The sequence below is a fragment of the Streptomyces sp. Ag109_O5-10 genome, assembly GCF_900105755.1.
In the GTDB taxonomy this organism is placed as follows: Bacteria; Actinomycetota; Actinomycetes; order Streptomycetales; family Streptomycetaceae; genus Streptomyces.
Genome location: NZ_FNTQ01000001.1, coordinates 4,879,399 through 4,898,237 on the forward strand (window position 1 = coordinate 4,879,399; position 18,839 = coordinate 4,898,237).

An 18,839-nucleotide genomic window follows, 5' to 3' on the forward strand; every position below is an offset into this window, starting at 1 on the left:
GAATCGAGGGCACCTGTACAGAACCACGGGGAGGAACCGTGTCCGGATTCGTCGAAAAGCCCGAGCCCGTGGAGGTGCCGGGCCTGGTGCATCTGCACACCGGCAAGGTGCGCGAGCTGTACCAGAACGCGGCCGGAGACCTCGTGATGGTCGCCAGCGACCGCATGTCCGCGTACGACTGGGTGCTGCCGACCGAGATCCCCGACAAGGGGCGGGTCCTGACCCAGCTCTCCCTGTGGTGGTTCGACAAGCTCGCCGACCTGGTCCCCAACCACGTCATCAGCACCGAGCTGCCCGAGGGCGCCCCCGCCGACTGGGCGGGCCGCACCCTCGTCTGCAAGTCCCTGAAGATGCTCCCGGTGGAGTGCGTGGCCCGCGGCTACCTCACCGGCTCGGGCCTCGCCGAGTACCAGGAGTCCCGCACGGTCTGCGGCCTCGCCCTGCCCGAGGGCCTGGTCGACGGCTCCGAGCTGCCCGCCCCGATCTTCACCCCGGCCACCAAGGCCGAGGTCGGCGAGCACGACGAGAACGTGTCGTACGAGGAGGTCGCCCGCCAGGTCGGCGCCGAGGCCGCCGCCCAGCTGCGCCAGGCCACCCTCGCGGTGTACGGCAGGGCCCGGGACATCGCCCGGGACCGGGGGATCATCCTGGCCGACACGAAGTTCGAGTTCGGCTTCGAGAACGACACCCTCGTCCTCGCCGACGAGGTCCTCACCCCGGACTCGTCCCGCTTCTGGCCGGCCGACCAGTGGCAGCCGGGCCGCGCCCAGCCGTCGTTCGACAAGCAGTACGTGCGCGACTGGCTGACCTCGGCCGAGTCCGGCTGGGACCGCGGGAGCGAACAGCCCCCGCCGCCGCTGCCGGAGCGGGTGGTCGAGGCGACCCGCGCGAAGTACATCGAGGCGTACGAGCGCCTGACGGGCAACACCTGGTCGTGACGACGGCGGCGTCTCCCGGGCCCCTGCGCCCGGGAGCGGGGTGACGAAGGCCCCGGACGACGCGGAAGGCCCCCGGCAACTCACCGGGGGCCTTCTTCTCTGAGCGGACGACGAGGCTCGAACTCGCGACCTCAACCTTGGCAAGGTTGCGCTCTACCAACTGAGCTACGTCCGCATGCGCCGTGGCGCGAGAGCAACTATACCCAACCTCGCTCCCGTGCGAGACGCACTGCCGCATGACGGTTCTCCGCACCGAGTTTGGTGACGGCCGCGGAGAGGTAGTTCCGCACGGTTCCCGGTGACAGCGCGGCCCGCTCGGCGATCTCCGCGACCGGCGCCCCGTCGGCCGCCAGCTCCAGCACCTCCGCCTCCCGCGCGGTCAGCGGGGAGTCTCCGGCGGAGATCGCGTCGGCGGCCAACTCCGGGTCGATGTACCGGTTTCCCGCGTGCACGGTCCGGATGATCTCGGCGAGCCGCTGCGCGCTCACCGTCTTCGGGACGAACCCGCGCACTCCGGCGGCCAGCGCCCGCTTGAGATGCCCGGGCCGTCCGTGACCGGTGACGATCAGCACCTGGCAGCCGGGCAGTTCGGCGCGGAGCGATGTGGCGACCCTCACACCGTCGGCGCCCGGCATCTGCAGGTCCAGCACCGCCACGTCGGGCCGGTGGGCCTGCGCCATGGCCAGCGCCTCGGGCCCGCTCGCCGCCTCCGCGACGACGACCAGATCGTCCTCGAGGCCGAGCAGCGCGGCCAGCGCACCCCGGATCAGATGTTCGTCGTCCGCGAGCAACAGCCGTACCGGAGACGTCATGAAGTGACTCCACTCACACTCGTATCGGCCGTCGTGCGACCGGACAGCGGTACCGAGGCCACCACCCGGAACCCGTCCGTCCCGACCGGCCCGGCCTCCAGCGTCCCGTCGACCTCCGCGAGCCGCTCCCGCAACCCGGCGAGCCCGGACCCACCGCCTCCGCCCGTCCCGCGCGCCACAACTCCGTCGTTCTCCACCGTCAGGACCACGTGTCCCTCCCGCACCCGCAACCCCACCGTGCACCGTCCCGCGTCCCCGTGCCGCAGCACGTTGGTGGTCGCCTCCCGTACCACCCAGCCGAGCGCCGACTGCACCTCGGCGGGCAGCCCGGCGGCGTCGCCGGTCACCTCGCAGTCGACTCCCGCGGCCGTCAGCACGCCCCGCGCACCGGCGAGTTCGGTCCCCAGGTCGGCCTCCCGGTAGCCCCGGACGACATCGCGGACCTCCCGCTGCGACTCCTGCGCGATCCGCTGCACCTCGATCATCTGGTCGACGGCCGCGGGCCGTTCACGCCGGGCCAGCTGGACGGCCAGTTCACTCTTGAGGGCGATGACGGCGAGGTTCCGGCCGAGGACGTCGTGCAGATCCCGCCCGAACCGCAGCCGCTCCTCGGCGACGGCGAGCCGTGCGCGGGTCTCGCGGGCCTCGTCGAGTTCGTAGACGGCGTTCAGCAGCCAGACGGAGAAGATCGAGGTGAAGGCGAGGAACGCACCGCCGAGGAACACCACGAACGCGGTCAGCAGCGCGGCCACCCCCCGGTAGCCGAGCGGGAAGGAGACCGCTCCGGCACCGCAGGCGAAGCCCGCGACGAGCGACAGTACCCGCTTGCGGTGGTGCACCCCGAGCGCCGTGGTCCCGGCGCCGAAGGCCAGCACCCCGGTGAAGACGCTGCCGCCGACGGCGTTCATGTCCGGCCCCGACCCGTGCTCGCGCAGGACGAGGGCGACGACGGCGAAGACGTACGTCGCCGCGGCGAGCGCCCACAGCAGCCGCACCGGCTGCCCCCGCCGGCCGCGCGTCCAGTCCAGCGCCCGGGAGGCGGTCACCGCGCAGAGCAGCGCGTGGACGACGACCATCGCCATCAGCCAGCCCGCGACCCCCGGCCCGGCCTGCGAGAACACCGGCAGCCCGAGCACCGCGACCTCGATCACCGCGAAGAAGTGGAACGACCAGCGCGTGTACGTCTCGACCTTGGCGGGGGTGGTCTTCCGCCGCCACCAGCCGCCTGCTGCCCCGCTCATCCGGTCCCGATCCCCTCGTTCCCCGCGTCTCGTTCCTCTCAGCGCCGGGGTTCCCAGCGGAACCACCGGCGTACAGCAAACACCGCGACCACGGTCCAGGCCAGCGCGGTGGCGACCGCGCCCAGTGCCTCGTAGGCGCTCAGTTCCCCGGTCCAGCCCGCGCGGACCAGGCGGACCGCCGGGGAGAGCGGGAGGAGTTCACAGACCGAGGCGAGCCGATGCGGCAGGACGTCCGCGGGGACGGCGATGCCCGAGCCCATCATGGACACGAGGACCAGGGGCGCCGCGGTGATCTGGGCGCTCTCGGTGGTCCGGGTGAAGGCCGCGGTGAGCGCGGTGAGCGCGGCGCTGAGCAGCAGGCCGAGGACGAGCCCGAGCAGCGTGAGGTACGGCGCTCTGGGCGCGCCCGCGTCGAGCAGCGCCGTGCAGCCGACGGCCAGCAGCAGCGATTGGGCCAGGCCGAGACAGAGAACGGGCAGCGCGGTGCCGGTCAGGATCTCCGCGTCGGACAGCTCGCCGGTGCGCAGCCGTTTCAGGACGAGTTCCTCGCGGCGGGCGACGAACGCGCCGACCAGCGAGCTGTAGACGGCGAACAGGAAGGAGAAGCCGATCGCGGCGGTCAGCGTCAGGGTGCCGAGGCCGATTCCCTTGGGGCCGGCCTGGTCGATCGCGGGCCGCACGCTGACCGGCAGCACGAGCGGCATGAGCAGCGCGGTGAGCACCGCGCCGCGATTGCGGCCGAAGAGGAGCAGCTCGGCGCGGGAGAGGGCGCGCAGCCGCGCCGTGACCACCGTGTTCACGCGGTCGCCTCCGCGATCCCCAGGAACGCCTCCTCCAGGGAGGCGGACCGCACCTCCAGCCGGTGCAGTTCGACCCCGGCCCGTTCGGCCCAGCCCAGGACCGCGGCGGCGGTCCGCTGCACCTCGCGGGTCCGCAGCCGGACGAGGCCGCCGTCGAGTTCGTGTCCGCACACGCCCATCGCGGCGAGCGGCGGCAGGTCCCCGAGGAAGTAGCCCGCGGGCAGTTCGAAGGACATCCGCGCGGGCCGGCCCGCGGTCACCTCGCCCGGTGTCCCGGCGGCCGCGATGCGTCCCTCGTGCAGGATCGCGAGCCGGTCGGCGAGGCCCTCGGCCTCCTCCAGGTAGTGCGTGGTGAGCAGCACGGCCGTCCCTTCGTCGCGCAGTGTGCGCACCAACTCCCAGGTGTCCCGGCGGCCTTCGGCGTCCAGTCCGGTGGTCGGCTCGTCCAGGAACAGCACCTCGGGTCTGCCGAGCAGCGCGAGTGCCAGGTCGAGGCGGCGCCGCTCACCGCCGGAGAGCTGCTTGACCCGGACGTCCGCCCGGCCGCCGAGCCCGACCAGGCCGAGCGCCTCGGCCGTGGGACGGGCTCCCGTCGTACAGCCGGCCCACAGCCGTACCGTCTCGCCGACGGTCAGCTCGGAGGGGAAGCCGCCCTCCTGGAGCATCACGCCGGTGCGCGGGCGTACGGCGGCCCGCTCCCGGTGCGGGTCGTGGCCCAGCACCCGTACCCGGCCGCCGTCGGGCGGCGCGAGGCCCTCCAGCAGTTCGACCGTCGACGTCTTTCCGGCACCGTTGGTGCCGAGCAGAGCGAAGATCTCCCCGCGGGCCACGGAGAAGGTGACTCCGCGGACCGCCTCGAACCCGCCCCCGTAGACACGCCGGAGATCTGTGACCTCAATCACGTGTTCGTAGTTCATGACTCCAGCGTCCCCGTGGCCGGAGCCGGGGAGCAGTGCGCGGTGTCATCACTCGCCATGACAAATGTCAGAGGGCGCAGCGGTGCGCGGAGGCGGCTACACGAAAAAACCCCAGCCATCTGACTGGGGTTTCCTCTATGAGCTGGAGCGGACGACGAGGCTCGAACTCGCGACCTCAACCTTGGCAAGGTTGCGCTCTACCAACTGAGCTACGTCCGCACTGCTCCCGACCGGCTCCCACCGATCGGTGCGAGCACCAGCCTACCTGATCCACAAGCATGCTCAGGACCGGCGGTGCAGAGCGGGTGACAGGAATTGCACACTGCGCCTTCCCCCTGGAAGGGGGATGTTCTACTACTGAACTACACCCGCATGTACTCCGTGGGCTTCGGCTTTTCGGCCGGGCCCGTCGGCGTGCTCCAGACATTAGCTGATCAGCAGGGGGGTAGCGCAAGTCGGCTGCTCTCAGGGGCGGCTGACGCACCCTGAGGGCAGCCGGCCGCACCTGTCACTGGGCGGCGCTGAACGCCTCGTACACCTTCTTCGGGATGCGGCCGCGGGCCGGGACATCCATCTTGTTCGCCTGCGCCCAGGCGCGGACGGCCGCCGGGTCGGGGGCGACCTCCGTCTGCCGGTACGCCTTGCCCGACTTCGACCGCTTGCGGCCGGCCACCACGTAGGGCTCCAGGGCCCTGCGCAGTTTCTTCGCGTTGGCTTGATTCAGATCGATCTCGTAGGACTTGCCGTCGAGTCCGAAGGCGATCGTTTCCGCCGCTTCCGAGCCGTCGATGTCGTCAAAGAGAGTGACCACGACCTTCTGCGCCACGAATATTCGGTCCCTTCGTGTGGCACGTCTATACAGCTCATCGACAGCTCATCGGCGATGACCGCGACGGCGGAAGATGACGTGCCGAGTATCGGCTATTGCCAATTCATTTGTACAGTGCCTGGCAATACAAAGTGAAGCCCGACTAAATCTGTCCGCGTGTCCCCAGCGCAATAGATGTCGTGGACGAACCCGGGGAACTTTCCCAGAACTTTTCGTGAGGATCGGCCGATGTCACCCGATCGTGATGCGGCTCACGTAGTTTCCTACAACTCTACTCGCGTAGAAATTTTGTGCGGGTAGTCTGAAGACACCGGTCGGAGACCACCGACGGGTATCACGGGTATCTGCTCAGCAGTCAGCACCACAACACCGGGAGTGCCAGTGGCACGCGTCGTAGTCGACGTCATGCTCAAGCCGGAGATCCTCGACCCCCAGGGCCAGGCGGTCCAGCGTGCGCTGCCGCGCCTGGGTTTCGAGGGCATCTCCGATGTACGTCAGGGAAAGCGATTCGAACTGGAAGTTGACGGGCCGGTCGACGAGGCCGCGCTCGCCCGCATCCACGATCTTGCGGAATCCTTCCTCGCCAACACGGTGATCGAGGACTTCACGGTTCGCGTCGACGAAGTCGCGGAGGCGGCGAAGTGACCGCTCGTATTGGCGTCGTCACTTTCCCCGGAAGCCTGGACGACCGTGACACCCAGCGCGCGATCCGGCTCGCGGGCGCGGAACCGGTCGCCCTCTGGCACAAGGACAAGGACCTCCACCAGGTCGACGCGGTGGTCCTGCCCGGTGGTTTCTCCTACGGCGACTATCTGCGGGCCGGCGCCATCTCGCGCTTCTCGCCGGTGATGGAGACCGTCATCGAGCAGGCGAAGGCCGGCCTGCCGGTCCTCGGTATCTGCAACGGCTTCCAGGTCCTCACCGAGGCCCACCTGCTCCCCGGCGCGATGCTCGGCAACAACCACCTGCACTTCATCTGCCGCGACCAGAAGCTGCGCGTGGAGAACACCTCCAGCGCCTGGACGACGGACTACAGCGCGGGCCAGGAGATCCATATCCCGCTGAAGAACATGGACGGCCGGTACGTCGCCGACGAGTACACGCTCGACAAGCTGGAGGCCGAGGGCCGGGTCGCCTTCCGGTACGTGGACTTCAACCCGAACGGCAGCCTCCGCGACATCGCCGGCATCACCAACGAGGCCGGGAACGTCGTCGGCCTCATGCCGCACCCCGAGCACGCCGTCGAGCCGCTGATCGGCACCGGCCGCACGGACGGCCTCCCCTTCTTCACCTCGATCCTCAAGAAGCTGGTCAACGCATGAGCCGGACGCCTCTGGACACGGTCGAGCACGCGGCCGCGACCCCCGACGTCGAGCTGCCCTGGGCCGAACTCGGCCTGAAGAAGGACGAGTACGAGCGGGTGGTGGAGATCCTCGGCCGCCGCCCGACCGGCGCCGAACTCGCCATGTACTCGGTCATGTGGTCCGAGCACTGCTCGTACAAGTCCTCCAAGGTCCACCTCCGCCAGTTCGGCGAGAAGGCGCCCCAGACGGACGCCCTGCTCGTCGGTATCGGCGAGAACGCGGGCGTGGTGGACGTCGGCCAGGGTTACGCCGTGACCTTCAAGGTCGAGTCGCACAACCACCCCTCCTACGTCGAGCCCTACCAGGGCGCCGCCACGGGCGTGGGCGGCATCGTCCGCGACATCATCGCGATGGGCGCGCGCCCGGTGGCCGTGGTCGACCCGCTGCGCTTCGGCGCCGCCGACCACCCCGACACCAAGCGCGTCCTGCCCGGCGTCGTCGCCGGCATCGGCGGCTACGGCAACTGCCTGGGCCTGCCGAACATCGGCGGCGAGGTCGTCTTCGACGCCTGCTACCAGGGCAACCCGCTGGTCAACGCCGGTGCCATCGGCGTCATGCGGCACGAGGACATCCACCTCGCCAAGGCCTCCGGCGCCGGCAACCAGGTCATCCTGTACGGCGCCCGGACCGGCGGCGACGGCATCGGCGGCGCCTCGATCCTGGCCTCGGAGACCTTCGACGACGCCAAGCCCTCCAAGCGCCCCGCCGTCCAGGTCGGCGACCCCTTCCAGGAGAAGCTCCTCATCGAGTGCACCCTGGAGGCCTTCGCCGAGAAGCTGGTCGTCGGCATCCAGGACCTCGGCGCGGCCGGTCTGTCCTGCGCCACCTCCGAGCTGGCCTCGAACGGCTCCGGCGGCATGACCGTCACCCTGGACGACGTCCCGCTGCGCGACTCGACCCTCTCGCCCGAGGAAATCCTCATGAGCGAGTCGCAGGAACGCATGTGCGCGGTGGTCGAGCCGGCCAAGGTCGCCCGCTTCCTGGAGATCTGCGAGAAGTGGGACGTCATCGCCACGGTCATCGGCGAGGTGACCGACGGCGACCGTCTGGAGATCTTCTGGCACGGCGAGAAGATCGTCGACGTCGACCCGCGCACGGTCGCCCACGACGGCCCGGTCTACGAGCGCCCCTACGCCCGCCCGTCCTGGCAGGACGCCCTCCAGGCGGACGACGCGAACAAGCTGCCGCGCCCGGCCGACAGCGCGGAACTCCGCGCGCAGGTCCTTCAGCTGGTGGGCTCCCCCAACCAGGCCTCCAAGAAGTGGATCACCTCGCAGTACGACCACTTCGTGCAGGGCAACACGGTGCTGGCCCAGCCCGAGGACTCGGGCATGATCCGCATCGACGAGGCCACCGGCCTCGGCGTCGCCATCGCCACCGACGGCAACGGCCGCTACGCCAAGCTCGACCCGTACACGGGCGCCCAGCTGGCGCTGGCCGAGGCCTACCGCAACGTGGCCACGACCGGCGCCAAGCCCCTCGCGGTCTCGGACTGCCTGAACTTCGGCTCGCCCGAGGACCCGGCGGTGATGTGGCAGTTCGCGGAGGCCATCCGCGGTCTCGCCGACGGCTGCCAGCAGCTCGGCACCCCGGTGACCGGCGGCAACGTCTCGCTCTACAACCAGACGGGCGAGGCGGCCATCCACCCGACCCCGGTGGTCGCCGTCCTCGGCGTGATCGACGACGTGGCCCGGCGCACGCCGGTCGCCTTCCAGGAGGAGGGCCAGCTGCTCTACCTCCTCGGCGACACGCGTGCGGAGTTCGGCGGCTCGGCCTGGTCCCAGGTCGTCCACGACCACCTGGGCGGTCTGCCGCCGAAGGTGGACCTGGAGCGTGAGCGGCTCCTCGCCGAGATCCTGATCTCCGCCTCCCGCGACGGCATGATCGACTCCGCGCACGACCTGTCCGACGGCGGCCTGATCCAGGCGGTCGTGGAGTCCGCGCTCCTCGGCGGCAAGGGCGCGCGCCTCGTCGTCCCGGACGGCCTCGACGCCTTCACCTTCCTCCTCTCCGAGTCGGCCGGCCGCGCGCTCGTGGCCGTCCCGCGCTCCGAGGAGGTCCGCTTCAACGACATGTGCGGCGCCCGCGGCCTCCCGGTCACCCGCATCGGTGTCGTGGACGGCGACTCGGTGGAGATCCAGGGCGAGTTCGCACTCTCCCTGGCCGAACTCCGCGAGGCCCACGAGGGCACGATCGAGGCCCTCCTGGCGTAACCCGCCGCAGCACGCCGAAGGCCCCGCCCGGGTCATGCCGCCGGGCGGGGCCTTCGTCGCACTCATCGGACGTAGTTCTTGAGAATCTCCGTGTCGAGTTCGATGCCCATCGGTTCGGGGAGGATCACCTTCTCGCCGAACTTCGAGGTCTGGACGGTGCGGTACCCGCCGACCTGCCGGTCCGGGCCGCTGTGCACCGTGACCGTGCAGGAGTCCCGGTCGATCAGGAGGTACAGGGGGATCCCGGCCTGGCCGTACGCGGTCGGCTTCTCGTGCCGGTCCCGCCGGTCGGTGTCCGAGTCGTACGAGGTGATCTCGACGACCATGAGCGCGCCGTCCGGGTCGGCCCACTCGCCGTGTCCTGCGAAGTGGGCCTCCGGCGCGAGTACTGCGTCCGGCTTCGCTCTGCCTTCCCGGTACGCATCGACCCGGAGCCCTTGGCCCTGGTACAGGTCCAGGTCGGGCCTGCTCTGCATACAGCGCCGGGCGAGCCAGGACACGATGGTGCTGTGGTCCCCGTCCGTCACCTTCTTGACTCCGATCCGTCCGTCGATGAACTCCAACGTGACGGTCTCGGGAGCAGCGGAGGCGATCGTTTCGAACTCTTCCACCGACATCTGAGACGTGCGCTCGGCCATAACCGTCATGTTGCACCCCCTTCCAGGCGAAGACCAGTGTCGCCAGGCCGTGGCGGTGCGGGGCGGGTTCGGCCGCTGATCACACGCACGGGTGATCACCCCGGCTGCCTCAGGCGGGCCCGGACCGTGGTGCGGTCGATGTCGAGTTCGGTGAGGAGTGCCGCCACCGGGTCCGGGTGTTCGCAGTCGAGCAGTGCCAGTAGCAGGTGTTCCAGGGTGATGCGGCGGCTGTGGGCCCGCTTCGTCTCGGCGAGGGCGCGGGGGAGGACGGCGCGGGCGCCCGAGGTGAAGGGGGTTCGTTTGCGGGACGCCGGGATCGGCGATCGCTCGATGCCCTGGACGTCGATGCCGACCACGGCCAGCGCCGAGCGGTCGAGGGTGTCGAGGGCGGCGCGGGCGGTCTCCAGGTCGGTGCCGAGGGCGCGGGCCGCGCCGGGGTCGTGGAGCACCCCCAGCAGGAGGTGCTCGGTGCCGATGCGGCGGTCGCCGCGCAGCGTGGTCTCCTCGACCGCCGACGTGACGGTCGCCCGGGCCTCCGCCGCGAACTGTTCGAACATGGTCGCCTCACTTCCCGTACTTGGCGTGGACGGACTGCCGGGACACCCCGAGGGCGTCCCCGATCTGCTCCCAGGACCAGCCCTGTTCGCGGGCGCGCACGACCGCCGCCGCCTCGACCTGTTCGGCCAGCCGGTGCAGGGCTCCCACGGCCCGCAGTCCCACCGCGGGGTCGTGCGACCTGAGGCGTTCCGAGAGCTCTTGTGTCTCCATGTCTGTCAGTCTGGATTGACGACCGGGACACTGTCAACCCAGACTGACACTTCCCGAGCTCGTCTGTCGGACCGAGGCAATACGCTCACCGCCATGCCTCCCGCCAAGAAGCGCCCCAGGACGTACGACCCCGCCAAGACCCGCGCGGCGGTTCTCGCCCAGCTCTCGAACGTGCGGGACGCCGTCCGCACCCTCGCCCCCGACCAACTCGCGCTCCCCACCCGGCTGGAGGGGTGGACCGTACGGGACCTCGTCGCCCACATCGGCATGGCGCTCACCGCCGTCCACCGGGCCCTGGACCAGCCCGAGCCGGCGAAGGCCGACGCGGTACTGCTCGACTGGCCGTTCGGGACCTCCGGCAACGCCGCCGCGATCGACGACTTCACCCGGCGCCTCGCCGCCGGACATCCCGACCTCGACGCCTACCTCGCCGACATCGACGACGGCTTCCGCGCCCTGCTCGACGCACACCCCGGCACCCGGCTGATCGCCACCAGCGCCGGTGCGCTCTCCCTCGACGACTACCTCGTCACCCGGGCCGTGGAGCTGGTCGTCCACTCCGACGACCTCGGCTCGGCGGTCCCGGGACTCGACATCCCCTACGACCGGCAGGCCCTGGCCGCCTGCACCCGGCTGCTCGCCGACGCGCTCGCGGTCAAGGTGCCCGGCGGGTCGACCGAGGTGCGGGTGCCGCCGTACGCCGTGGTGCAGTGCGTCGAGGGGCCCCGGCACACCAGGGGGACCCCGCCGAACGTCGTCGAGACCGACCCGCTGACCTGGATCCGGCTGGCCACCGGACGGCTGGGGTGGACGGAGGCCCTGGCGGACGCCAGGGTCAGCGCCAGCGGGGAGCGGGCGGATCTCGGGGCGTACCTGCCCGTCATGGGGTGAGGGAACCGATCACCCGGGGCGCGCCGTCGAAACGGTATGTACGGGTACGGGTTGAAACAGCGCATGCGCCGTATGACCCTGGCGAGGGCAGTGGCCGCCGCCCTGCTCGCTCTGCTCGCGGTGGCCTGTGGCGATGGGAGAGGCGGGACCACCGTGGGGACTGTGCCGGCCGTGACCGGGATCGACTGGACCGTGGACAGCGTGACCGTCGGCGGCACCACCCAGCGCGCGCCGGCGCACGCCCACGTGAGGATCGAGGACGACCGGGCGGCCGGCAGCTTCGGGTGCAACCGGTTCAGCGGCACGGCGCAGATCACCGGCGACCAGTTCCGGCTGAGCCACGTCCGCACCACGCGAATGGCCTGCGACAACGCGCGGATGACCTTCGAGCGCGCCCTCTCCCGCACGCTCACCTCCGGGCCGCTGACCATGACGGGCGAGGCCGGGAAACTCACCCTCACCGCGAGCGGCGGCGACCGCGTCCAGCTGTCCAAGGCGTGACACCCGGCGGCCGCGCGGCCCCCGAATGATGTGCGACACCTCACTCAGAGATACGGTGTGAGGGGGTTGCGCGGGCACCGCTCCGCCCCAACCGGCGCCACCTGGAGAAAGCTCCCACCGTGCTGACCTGCGAAAATGGAGAAAGCCACAACCGCGTCCGCGGTCGTAGATCCATTAAGGCCGGGTATCCCCAATTCGGACCAGTGGTCGATCTCGCCTACACTCGGTGCCGTGCCACGTGGTGACGGTCTCCTCAATCACGATCTGCTCCCCGGCGAGAAGGGCCCCCAGGACGCTTGCGGCGTCTTCGGTGTCTGGGCTCCCGGTGAAGAGGTCGCCAAGCTCACGTACTTCGGGCTGTACGCCCTCCAGCATCGGGGCCAGGAGTCCGCGGGTATCGCGGTCAGCAACGGCTCCCAGATCCTCGTCTTCAAGGACATGGGCCTCGTCTCCCAGGTCTTCGACGAGACCTCGCTCGGTTCGCTCCAGGGTCACATCGCGGTCGGTCACGCCCGCTACTCGACCACCGGTGCCTCCGTGTGGGAGAACGCCCAGCCGACGTTCCGCGCCACCGCGCACGGCTCGATCGCGCTCGGCCACAACGGCAACCTGGTCAACACGGCGCAGCTCGCCGAGATGGTCGCCGAACTCCCCAAGGACCACAACGGCCGGTCCACCCGGGTCGCGGCCACCAACGACACCGACCTGCTCACCGCCCTCCTCGCGGCCCAGACCGACGACGACGGCAAGCCGCTGACCATCGAGGAGGCCGCGCACGCGGTCCTGCCGAAGGTCCGGGGCGCCTTCTCGCTCGTCTTCATGGACGAGCACACCCTCTACGCCGCCCGCGACCCGCAGGGCATCCGCCCGCTGGTCCTCGGCCGCCTGGAGCGCGGCTGGGTCGTCGCCTCGGAGTCCGCCGCGCTCGACATCTGCGGCGCCAGCTACGTCCGCGAGATCGAGCCGGGCGAGTTCGTCGCCATCGACGAGAACGGCCTGCGCACCTCGCGATTCGCGGAAGCGAAGCCCAAGGGCTGTGTCTTCGAGTACGTGTACCTGGCCCGCCCCGACACCGACATCGCCGGGCGGAACGTGTACCTGTCCCGCGTGGAGATGGGCCGGAAGCTCGCCGCGGAAGCCCCGGTCGACGCCGACATGGTGATAGCGACCCCGGAATCCGGCACCCCGGCCGCCATCGGCTACGCCGAGGCCTCCGGCATCCCCTTCGGCAACGGTCTGGTCAAGAACGCCTACGTCGGCCGGACCTTCATCCAGCCCTCGCAGACCATCCGGCAGCTCGGCATCCGCCTCAAGCTGAACCCGCTCAAGGAAGTCATCAAGGGCAAGCGGCTGGTCGTCGTCGACGACTCGATCGTCCGCGGCAACACCCAGCGGGCCCTGGTGCGGATGCTGCGGGAGGCGGGCGCGGCCGAGGTCCACATCCGGATCTCCTCGCCGCCGGTCAAGTGGCCGTGCTTCTTCGGCATCGACTTCGCGACCCGCGCCGAGCTCATCGCCAACGGCATGACGATCGAGGAGATCGGCACCTCGCTCGGCGCCGACTCCCTCGCGTACATCTCCATCGACGGCATGATCGAGGCGACCACCATCGCCAAGCCGAACCTGTGCCGCGCCTGCTTCGACGGCGAGTACCCGATGGAGCTCCCGGACCCCGAGCTGCTCGGCAAGCAGCTCCTGGAGACCGAGCTGGCGGCCGGTCCGGCAGCCACGGCCGCGGCCGACGCGATCCGTCGCCCGTAAGCCTCGTAGAAACCAACCCGAAAGATCCCAGGCAATGTCTGAGAACTCTGTTCCCGGTGCTTCCTACGCGGCTGCCGGTGTCGACATCGAGGCGGGCGACCGCGCCGTCGAGCTGATGAAGGAGTGGGTGAAGAAGACGCAGCGCCCCGAGGTCCTCGGCGGCCTCGGCGGCTTCGCCGGCCTCTTCGACGCCTCGGCACTGAAGAACTACGAGCGCCCGCTGCTGGCCTCCGCGACGGACGGCGTGGGCACCAAGGTCGACATCGCGCGCCGGCTCGGCGTGTACGACACCATCGGTCACGACCTGGTCGCCATGGTCATGGACGACATCGTGGTGTGCGGCGCCGAGCCGCTGTTCATGACCGACTACATCTGCGTCGGCAAGGTGCACCCGGAGCGGGTCGCCGCCATCGTCAAGGGCATCGCCGAGGGCTGTGTGCTGGCCGGCTGCGCCCTCGTGGGCGGCGAGACGGCCGAGCACCCGGGCCTCCTCGGCGCGGACGACTTCGACGTGGCCGGAGCCGGTACGGGCGTGGTGGAGGCCGACCGGCTGCTCGGTGCGGATCGTATCCGTACGGGTGACGCGGTGATCGCCATGGCGTCCTCCGGGCTTCACTCGAACGGGTACTCCCTGGTCCGGCACGTGCTGCTGAACCAGGCGGGCCTCGCGCTCGACACGCACATCGAGGACCTCGGCCGCACCCTCGGCGAGGAACTCCTGGAGCCGACCAAGATCTACTCGCTGGACTGCCTCGCCCTGATGCGCACGGCGGAGGTTCACGCCTTCAGCCACATCACGGGCGGCGGACTCGCCGCGAACCTGGCCCGGGTGATCCCGGACCACCTGCACGCGATCGTCGACCGCGCCACCTGGACCCCCGGTCCGATCTTCGACCTGGTCGGCCGCACCGGCAGCGTCGAGCGGCTCGAACTGGAGAAGACGCTCAACATGGGCGTCGGCATGATGGCGATCGTTCCGCAGGAATCGGTCGACGTGGCACTGACCGCCCTGGCCGACCGTGGGGTCGACGCCTGGGTGGCCGGCGAGATCACCGACCGCGGTGAACACACCACGGGCGCGGAACTGGTGGGCGACTACGCATAAGCCCGGCTCCCTCCGGCGTCCCATGAGCGGGATCCGGGGCGGAGCCCGAGAGGCCAGCACAAAACCCGGTCCGGCATGGAACCCCGGACCGGGCAAGTGAAGCGGCTCAGCAGCCGCCGGCGTCAAGCACCGCGACGATGCTGGGAGTGCGGACCGGACTGGTCGTCCTCGTCCTCGTCCTCATCGTCGTCGTTGTAGAGATCCGCGTACTGGGCGTACGGGTCGTCATCCTCGTCGTCGTCCTCGAACGGCTCGCCATTCGGCGGCTGGTTCGAAGTCGATGCGCCCAGCTCGCTGGCCAGACGTGACAGGTCAGTCCCACCGCTGTTGTACTTCAGCTGGCGGGCGACCTTCGTCTGCTTGGCCTTGGCCCGGCCGCGCCCCATGGCTCGACCCCCTCGGTGACGGGGCTCGACGGCCCCAGAGTCTGACACGCGTTCATGGTCCGGAACGGGCTCTCCTCGGAGAGACCGGTCCGTAGGGCTTCCACGGTACCTGAGCCCGCGCCCATACGGTACGTCGCCCGCACCACGCGCCTGGCTGCACGACCCGCGAGGCGCCCCGTCCCCGCTGGTCAACCACGATTTTAACCACTTCCTGGCGGACGACCCGCCGACGAACGTGAGAGTTCTCTCCAAGTGCCCGCCGACGGGTACCGGAAATCCGTCCGGAAACCCGGTGTTCGGTCAGTGACCGCCCGCCGTTACCGCTTCGTGCATCCGCTGTTCGGCGATCCGGTCGGCCGCGGCGGCCGGCGGAATCCCGTCGTCCTTCGCGCGTGCGAAGATGGCGAGCGTGGTGTCGAAGATCTTCGCCGCCTTCGCCTTGCACCGGTCGAAGTCGAACCCGTGCAGCTCGTCGGCGACCTGGATGACCCCGCCGGCGTTCACCACGTAGTCCGGCGCGTAGAGGATCCCGCGGTCGGCGAGGTCCTTCTCGACGCCCGGGTGGGCGAGCTGGTTGTTGGCCGCGCCGCACACCACCTTGGCGGTCAGCACCGGCACGGACGCGTCGTTCAGGGCGCCGCCGAGCGCGCAGGGGGCGTAGATGTCGAGGCCCTCGACGCGGATCAGGGCGTCGGTGTCGACGGCCACCTGCACCTGCGGGTGGCGGTCGGAGATCCGGCCGACGGCCTCCCGGCGCACGTCCGTGACGACCACCCGCGCGCCCTCCTCCAGCAGGTGCTCCACCAGGTGGTGGCCGACCTTGCCGACGCCGGCGATGCCGACGGTGCGGCCGCGCAGCGAGGGGTCGCCCCACAGGTGCTGGGCGCTGGCCCGCATGCCCTGGTAGACGCCGTAGGCGGTGAGCACGGAGGAGTCGCCGGCGCCGCCGTTCTCGGGGGAGCGCCCGGTGGTCCAGCGGCACTCGCGGGCCACGACGTCCATGTCGGCGACGTACGTGCCGACGTCGCAGGCGGTGACGTACCGGCCGCCGAGCGAGGCCACGAACCGCCCGTAGGCGAGCAGCAGCTCCTCGGTCTTGTCGCGGTCCGGGTCTCCGATGATCACGGCCTTGCCGCCGCCGTGGTCGAGCCCGGCCATGGCGTTCTTGTACGACATCCCGCGCGCGAGGTTGAGGGCGTCGGCGACGGCCTCCTCCTCGTTGGCGTACGGGTAGAAGCGGGTGCCGCCGAGAGCGGGGCCCAGTGCGGTGGAGTGGATGGCGATGACGGCCTTGAGGCCGCTCTTGCGGTCCTGGCAGAGCACGACCTGCTCGTGACCGCCCTGGTCCGAGTGGAACAGGGTGTGCAGGACGCCGGTGGAAACGTCGGTCACTGTGGTGACTCCCGGTTGTGTCGCGTGTGTCGCGCGGGTGGAAGCGGGGGGCTCCCGTAAGGGTGGCGGGGGCCTGGCATGAGCGTAGAGCCATTGCCCGTACACCATCCGCGCAGTGTTCAGGATCACTCTCCCGTGCCGTGTGTGCACGTATGAGCGTGGGACGATTTGCTGTGGTTTCCGCGGCCGGCCCCGGCCGGCTCCGTCATGGCTCCGCCGTGGGTTCCGCTGGTTTCGAGACCGGTCCGATGGGGAGGGAGCAGGCGTGCCCAAGGTGTCCTCGGTGGTCGTCCCCTACGCGACGTACCTGCGTGTGTACGAGCCGCTGGCAGCCTTCCCGGACCGGGAGCGCGACCACTGGACGCGCTACGCCCGCCGTCCGGAACGCCCCTCCTACCAGGACGAACTCCGACGCTCCCTGGCCGACTTGCTGCCCACCCCGCCGATCGCGGTGCCGGTCCAGGAGAGCGGCGACGCGTTCGTCCTGGAGGTCGACGGCGTCGTCTGCGTCTGCCCGTGGCGGACCCGGCTGCGCGGCTGGCGGGCTCTGGAGGAGCTCCCCGACGAGCTGCCGAAGCCGGTCCTGGACGCGATGCTGCCGCCGGTCGTGCGCCGGCAGGCCGCGATGGACTACGAGCGCTGGCTGGCCCGCAATCCCGACTCCCGGCCGTGGATCCGCACCGCGACCTGGCAGGTGCCGCTGAACTGGTTCGTGCTGGTCTCCGACGAGGAGCGCCGGTACGGGAAGGGCACCGCCGAGATCCCGCCGATGCTGCGCTACCGCACGCCCATGGTGCAGGCCCGGCGCCGGGTGGCCCGGGCGCTGCGCACGCTCAAGGACACCGTGGAGGAAGGGCCGCTGATCGACGGCCTGGTGGACGTCGGCCGCTGGCTGGAGGAGTTCCATCCACGCTCGGTGGTCGAACTGGACTACGGCGGCCTGGTGCACACCCTGCCTGCCGGGGACCTGGAGGACGACCACTCGGCGGCCGACGTGGCGGCCGGCATCGAGGCGCTGCGCCAGGGCGACGGGGCGGCGGCCGGGGAGGCGTACGGGCGGCTGGTGGAGCGGTGGCGCACGGTACGGGACCGCCGTTCGGCGAACTGACCGGTCCGCGCCACGTTCTGCGAGCCGGCCGGAGCCGGTCGGGAGCCGGTCCGGAAGTCGGTCTGAGCGCGGACAGCCGGTGATCCGCACTGAGTGACGGGGCGTCCGATGCGGTTTACCACCGGATGACACCTGCGTGACGTGTGTGTGGTGAGTGATGCACGTCACGGCCCAGAAGCCATGAAACAACGTACGTTGACGGCACTTCAGTGAACGCACTGGACGTTGGATCCTGATCCGGGCTTTTGCGTCAAGGGTGACGGATAGCACGTACACGGCTCTTGCGCCTCTTGCCACTCCTCGTGCCAAAATAGGACAAGGAGTCCGGGGAGGTCTCCATCCGTCCAAGTGTGGTGCACTGTGGGCGGATTCTCAGCATTACGTGTTTTGGGGGGGCTGATGCCTCCTGATCGTCCTGTGACTGATCGTCACAGTGGCGTGACTGTCCGCTATGGCATGGTCCATCGGCTTCCGCGGCTGATGCCTACCTGGGAGGGCAATTCCATCGGTTTGGCCGACGCGGCTGGACAGATGGTGTAGTTGTAGTGCCGAGGACAAGCCGTTCGTCCTATAACCGACTCGACTCGCGTCCGCCATTTCGGGCAACGCGGGTCAAGGTGCAGAATTTAGAGGAAAGAACCGAGAAGGTTCGGTTCTCCCGAGGAGGCCGCTCATGACCGCTCGCACCCCTGATGCCGAGCCGCTGCTGACCCCCGCCGAGGTCGCCACGATGTTCCGCGTCGACCCCAAGACGGTCACGCGGTGGGCGAAGGCCGGCAAGCTCACGTCGATCCGCACGCTCGGCGGACACCGCCGCTACCGCGAGGCTGAGGTGCGCGCCCTGCTGGCGGGCATCCCGCAGCAGCGCAGTGAAGCCTGATCCAACTGAATAGCGGGCAAACCGACCGGTCCCCCAACTGGCCGAGGTGCCCCGAACCCTAGCTACAAGCGACGCGGGACCTGCCCCAACAGGGCCCACGCCCAGGCCGACAAGAACTTTCAGGCAAGCGACACAGGGTGCGTCGTAGATCGCGCTGGACTCCGCCGGGTCCAGCGCGATCTTTTTTGTGCGTCCATGGCGTCTTCGGAGACCCTGGCCGGCGCCTCTGTGAGCAGCCTTGTCTGAGTCTGGGGATCGCTGTCGGATCCACTGTGCGGGCACCGGAGGGGGCTCG

At 70.2% G+C, this 18,839-nt stretch carries 20 protein-coding genes and 3 tRNA genes; 10 read left to right on the forward strand and 13 right to left on the reverse strand.

The genetic code is table 11. The annotated features are described in order from the left end of the window. The first annotated feature begins 38 nt into the window (after nt 1–38). Complete coding sequence (locus BLW82_RS22325) at nt 39–938, forward strand: phosphoribosylaminoimidazolesuccinocarboxamide synthase (RefSeq protein WP_093501094.1); 900 nt, start codon at nt 39–41, stop codon at nt 936–938. 102 nt (nt 939–1,040) lie between these two features. Here the strand turns inward: BLW82_RS22325 and BLW82_RS22330 are convergent. The 8 genes from BLW82_RS22330 to BLW82_RS22365 form a co-directional block, all read right to left on the reverse strand. After that, nucleotides 1,041–1,113 (reverse strand) — tRNA-Gly (locus BLW82_RS22330). Nucleotides 1,114–1,135: 22 nt separating this feature from the next. After that, nucleotides 1,136–1,750, reverse strand: a complete 615-nt coding sequence (locus BLW82_RS22335; RefSeq protein ID WP_093501096.1) for a response regulator transcription factor — start codon at nt 1,748–1,750, stop codon at nt 1,136–1,138. After that, nucleotides 1,747–2,991: a sensor histidine kinase gene (locus BLW82_RS22340; protein ID WP_093501098.1), complete on the reverse strand. Its 1,245-nt coding sequence runs from the start codon at nt 2,989–2,991 to the stop codon at nt 1,747–1,749. Before BLW82_RS22340 ends, BLW82_RS22335 begins: the two co-directional genes overlap by 4 nt. Nucleotides 2,992–3,029: 38 nt before the next feature. Then, on the reverse strand, nt 3,030–3,791 hold the full coding sequence (locus tag BLW82_RS22345) for an ABC transporter permease (protein WP_093501100.1): 762 nt from the start codon (nt 3,789–3,791) through the stop codon (nt 3,030–3,032). After that, nucleotides 3,788–4,708 (reverse strand): ABC transporter ATP-binding protein, encoded by a 921-nt coding sequence (locus BLW82_RS22350; protein WP_093501102.1) that lies wholly within the window; start codon nt 4,706–4,708, stop codon nt 3,788–3,790. Before BLW82_RS22350 ends, BLW82_RS22345 begins: the two co-directional genes overlap by 4 nt. A 143-nt stretch (nt 4,709–4,851) precedes the next feature. Then, a tRNA-Gly gene (locus tag BLW82_RS22355) sits at nt 4,852–4,927 on the reverse strand. Nucleotides 4,928–5,008: 81 nt separating this feature from the next. Beyond that, nucleotides 5,009–5,080, reverse strand: a tRNA-Gly gene (locus tag BLW82_RS22360). A gap of 136 nt (nt 5,081–5,216) precedes the next feature. Next, nucleotides 5,217–5,534, reverse strand: coding sequence for a histone-like nucleoid-structuring protein Lsr2 (locus tag BLW82_RS22365; protein WP_093501104.1), 318 nt, complete (start codon nt 5,532–5,534; stop codon nt 5,217–5,219). Nucleotides 5,535–5,918: 384 nt separating this feature from the next. On the opposite strand from BLW82_RS22365, the gene purS reads away from it, so the two are divergent. The 3 genes from purS to purL are packed head-to-tail and all read left to right on the forward strand — an operon-like array spanning nt 5,919 to nt 9,114. Further along, a complete protein-coding gene (gene purS / locus BLW82_RS22370) occupies nt 5,919–6,182 on the forward strand; it encodes a phosphoribosylformylglycinamidine synthase subunit PurS (protein WP_093501106.1) in 264 nt (87 codons plus the stop codon). Next, nucleotides 6,179–6,859, forward strand: coding sequence for a phosphoribosylformylglycinamidine synthase subunit PurQ (gene purQ, locus BLW82_RS22375; protein ID WP_093501108.1), 681 nt, complete (start codon nt 6,179–6,181; stop codon nt 6,857–6,859). Before purS ends, purQ begins: the two co-directional genes overlap by 4 nt. Then, nucleotides 6,856–9,114: a phosphoribosylformylglycinamidine synthase subunit PurL gene (gene purL, locus BLW82_RS22380; protein ID WP_093501110.1), complete on the forward strand. Its 2,259-nt coding sequence runs from the start codon at nt 6,856–6,858 to the stop codon at nt 9,112–9,114. Before purQ ends, purL begins: the two co-directional genes overlap by 4 nt. A 62-nt stretch (nt 9,115–9,176) precedes the next feature. Here the strand turns inward: purL and BLW82_RS22385 are convergent, their stop codons facing one another. The 3 genes from BLW82_RS22385 to BLW82_RS22395 form a co-directional block, all read right to left on the reverse strand. Beyond that, complete coding sequence (locus BLW82_RS22385; RefSeq protein ID WP_093501112.1) at nt 9,177–9,761, reverse strand: Uma2 family endonuclease; 585 nt, start codon at nt 9,759–9,761, stop codon at nt 9,177–9,179. Between the two features lie 86 nt (nt 9,762–9,847). Then, on the reverse strand, nt 9,848–10,309 hold the full coding sequence (locus BLW82_RS22390) for a Clp protease N-terminal domain-containing protein (RefSeq protein WP_093501114.1): 462 nt from the start codon (nt 10,307–10,309) through the stop codon (nt 9,848–9,850). A 7-nt stretch (nt 10,310–10,316) separates the two neighbouring features. Beyond that, a complete protein-coding gene (locus BLW82_RS22395; RefSeq protein ID WP_093501116.1) occupies nt 10,317–10,520 on the reverse strand; it encodes a helix-turn-helix domain-containing protein in 204 nt (67 codons plus the stop codon). Between the two features lie 93 nt (nt 10,521–10,613). Between BLW82_RS22395 and BLW82_RS22400 the strand changes: the two genes are divergently transcribed. The 4 genes from BLW82_RS22400 (at nt 10,614) to purM (ending at nt 14,778) form a co-directional block, all read left to right on the forward strand. Further along, nucleotides 10,614–11,411 (forward strand): maleylpyruvate isomerase family mycothiol-dependent enzyme, encoded by a 798-nt coding sequence (locus BLW82_RS22400; RefSeq protein WP_093501118.1) that lies wholly within the window; start codon nt 10,614–10,616, stop codon nt 11,409–11,411. 171 nt (nt 11,412–11,582) lie between these two features. Beyond that, nucleotides 11,583–11,912 carry an META domain-containing protein gene (locus tag BLW82_RS22405; RefSeq protein ID WP_256215913.1) on the forward strand — a complete coding sequence of 110 codons (330 nt, stop codon included), beginning with the start codon at nt 11,583–11,585 and terminating at the stop codon, nt 11,910–11,912. Between the two features lie 231 nt (nt 11,913–12,143). Beyond that, nucleotides 12,144–13,673, forward strand: a complete 1,530-nt coding sequence (gene purF, locus BLW82_RS22410) for an amidophosphoribosyltransferase (protein WP_093501120.1) — start codon at nt 12,144–12,146, stop codon at nt 13,671–13,673. 34 nt (nt 13,674–13,707) lie between these two features. Continuing rightward, complete coding sequence (purM, locus tag BLW82_RS22415; RefSeq protein WP_093501122.1) at nt 13,708–14,778, forward strand: phosphoribosylformylglycinamidine cyclo-ligase; 1,071 nt, start codon at nt 13,708–13,710, stop codon at nt 14,776–14,778. Between the two features lie 122 nt (nt 14,779–14,900). Here the strand turns inward: purM and BLW82_RS22420 are convergent, their stop codons facing one another. Beyond that, nucleotides 14,901–15,164 carry a DUF3073 domain-containing protein gene (locus BLW82_RS22420; RefSeq protein ID WP_093501124.1) on the reverse strand — a complete coding sequence of 88 codons (264 nt, stop codon included), beginning with the start codon at nt 15,162–15,164 and terminating at the stop codon, nt 14,901–14,903. A gap of 300 nt (nt 15,165–15,464) precedes the next feature. Continuing rightward, nucleotides 15,465–16,556, reverse strand: coding sequence for a Leu/Phe/Val dehydrogenase (locus BLW82_RS22425; protein ID WP_093501127.1), 1,092 nt, complete (start codon nt 16,554–16,556; stop codon nt 15,465–15,467). Nucleotides 16,557–16,821: 265 nt separating this feature from the next. Between BLW82_RS22425 and BLW82_RS22430 the strand changes: the two genes are divergently transcribed. Both BLW82_RS22430 and bldC read left to right on the forward strand, forming a co-directional pair. Then, entirely contained in the window at nt 16,822–17,664 is an 843-nt protein-coding gene (locus BLW82_RS22430; protein WP_093501129.1) for a DUF8083 family protein, read from the forward strand. A gap of 673 nt (nt 17,665–18,337) precedes the next feature. Beyond that, entirely contained in the window at nt 18,338–18,544 is a 207-nt protein-coding gene (gene bldC / locus BLW82_RS22435) for a developmental transcriptional regulator BldC (protein ID WP_003949541.1), read from the forward strand. Nucleotides 18,545–18,839 lie beyond the last annotated feature (295 nt).